At 61.6% G+C, this 2,284-nt stretch carries 2 protein-coding genes and 1 pseudogene; all 3 read right to left on the bottom strand.

Features of this window, described 5'->3' with window-relative positions; all coding sequences use genetic code 11:
* A pseudogene (locus HOV91_RS38905) lies at positions 1-514 on the bottom strand (hypothetical protein); the annotation flags it as partial.
* A 420-nt stretch (positions 515-934) separates the two neighbouring features.
* On the bottom strand, positions 935-1,309 hold the full coding sequence (locus HOV91_RS38900; protein WP_174190160.1) for a hypothetical protein: 375 nt from the start codon (positions 1,307-1,309) through the stop codon (positions 935-937).
* Positions 1,310-1,565: 256 nt separating this feature from the next.
* Complete coding sequence (locus tag HOV91_RS38895; RefSeq protein WP_174190159.1) at positions 1,566-1,820, bottom strand: hypothetical protein; 255 nt, start codon at positions 1,818-1,820, stop codon at positions 1,566-1,568.
* Positions 1,821-2,284 lie beyond the last annotated feature (464 nt).

The following is a 2,284-nucleotide window of genomic DNA, read 5'->3' as shown; positions in this document are numbered from 1 at the left end:
GTGCGAGGTGCTGTGGTCCCACGCTGGACGCCGCGAGCAGTGTGCCGATTGCCGCGAGCGTGAGCAGCGTCGCCGGGATCGACAGCCAGCCACCGTCTTCCCACGCGCTGTGGCCGGCCCGGAAACTGCGATCGAAAGCGCCGAAGACATACGCGGCATTAGGGACGAACATCATCCCGGCCGCGATCCCACCGGCGGTCCGTGCGGTCGCCGACTTGCTGACGGTGAGCAGCAGAACCGCGGCGACCAGGGTGAACAGGACGTTGACCACCAGAACGACGTCGCTCCAGAAGAACTTGTCGAACTGAAAGTAGGACCAGATCCGGCGCACGACATACAGGATCGCCGTCAGCACCAACCCGGCCGCGGCTATCGCATCGGCCGCACCGCGCCCGCGTCCGGGTGGATAGCCCGTCAACGGCTGCCCGAAGTGCGGGCCGGGAGGCGCTCCCCACACCGAACCTGGCGGCAGCGCCGGATTGTGCGGCGGTCCGGGCTGAAACGGTTGGCCCATTGCGCGAACTCCTTGTTGCTACGGCTCGAAGCAGCCTGTGGGGTGTGGTTGCGGGCCCGGCGGATCGCGGACGCCCGGCGGTCCGTAGGGGGGAGGCCACCTTAGATACCGCACATCAGCTCCAGCTTCCGGTCGGCCGGTCCCCAGCGGTGGCGCGTAGTTGCTAGCCGTTCGGCCACGAACTCGATTGTCGACGGATACTTGCGAATCGATCAACCCCCGTCGAATTCCCAACGCTACCGTCGCACCGAGTTGTCGGCAAGATCGCGCGATGAGCAGGCTACCCGCCTACCTAGTCTGGAGTTTGGAGTTCGCGAAGTGCTCGAAGTCCGGATCATCCCAGTAGAGAAGTGGCCGGAATCTCTACGGCAGTGAACAATTGGAATGGAGCCCACCGGCGACCGGCGCAGTCGTCCGCTATCACGGCACGTCGTAGATTTCCCATGTCGCGTGCTCAGCCTCCGGAGAGGGGGTGCCGTCCCAGGGATGCGCTTGGAAGTCGTGATCGACCAGATAGGACCGATACTTGATTTTGGCAGCGCCGGTGTCTGCGATGTACAGGGTGCCTGTGCGCGCCCCCAGTTCACTCTGTTTCAGAGCCCGGGCGACGGCAGATCCCGCCGGTCTGAGACCGTCGGGATTTGTCGACGCAGGCACGCAGAGGTGAACGAAGACGATGTTCTTACCGCGGTCGTCGGGAGCAATCCCGTAGTTCACGTCGAACAGGTTGACCTCGGGCGGAAGACGGAGATCGGCGGCAAACTTTGCCAGGTCGGGTTCCTCGATCTTCTGCATCGGCAAGCAACTGGATATCTTCGCAGGAGTCGTCACCGATGCTGCCGGACTGGTCGTGGCAGGACCGATGTCGGTGTCGGGCGTGGACCCACACCCGACCAGTGCTGAAGCCACTGCTAGCGTCGAGAAAGCCGCAACGCCTCGTAGGCACCGCCCGGTCGAGTTACTTCGAGAACCGCTTGATCCCCTGGGTACGAGCCTACGTCGGGCTGGTCGTCGCATACCGATGTGCTCCACTAATCGCCTTCTCGCCGTATCATTTGACTGCCAGCTCCCACAGCTTCGGGTCCTCGAATGTGTTGGAAACAGAGGACGGCCACGCATTGTTCGGCAGTCCGCGAGGGTTGTTCCTGAGATTCTTAAGTTCGTTTGCCGCGATTCCCTGCTCTTGCAGGTTGCCGACTGCTGCCGTGAAAATATCCGCCATCGTGGTGAATGCTTGGCCGGCGAGCTGCCCGACGACACCAGCGGCTTCCAGTGCCCCGACGATTTCGGCGATGTCGACAATCAACCTTCACTGATATCAGAGAGGATTTCTGAGGTAGCGTGAATGTATCGCGGTTCGTGCCGGACGCAAAGTCGCCTCGATCTGTAACTTCCGAATCATTCGGACCTCTATCGTCGTCGGGCTCACTATCCCAATAATTTTGATCGTCCCACGGTGGTGGGGTATGCGCCGTCACTTGTCCTCTTTCGAACGCGACAGCCCCTTATGATCGGAAAGTCGGTATCCAGCGAATATTAACGATGCGATCCACATTACGACCAACTCCCCTCTCTGTAGCCGTCGATGGATTTATGCAGGCCAAACAACTCCCCGTTGGGTTTCCGACACTACAGTCGCACCCGACTCATCAGCAAGTGGCTGCGGGACGAGTTCGACACGGGCTACCAGCTTTCCGGGCGGGTGGCTTCCAGGCGGTCGAGGGCTTGGTCTATCCAGGTTGTGAAGTGGGTGGTCAGGTCGGTGGGGGT

The organism is Nocardia barduliensis (assembly GCF_013315795.1).
Classification (GTDB): domain Bacteria; phylum Actinomycetota; class Actinomycetes; order Mycobacteriales; family Mycobacteriaceae; genus Nocardia; species Nocardia barduliensis.
Note: the sequence above shows the minus strand (reverse complement) of the source record. Positions and strands in the feature narration are given on the sequence as shown.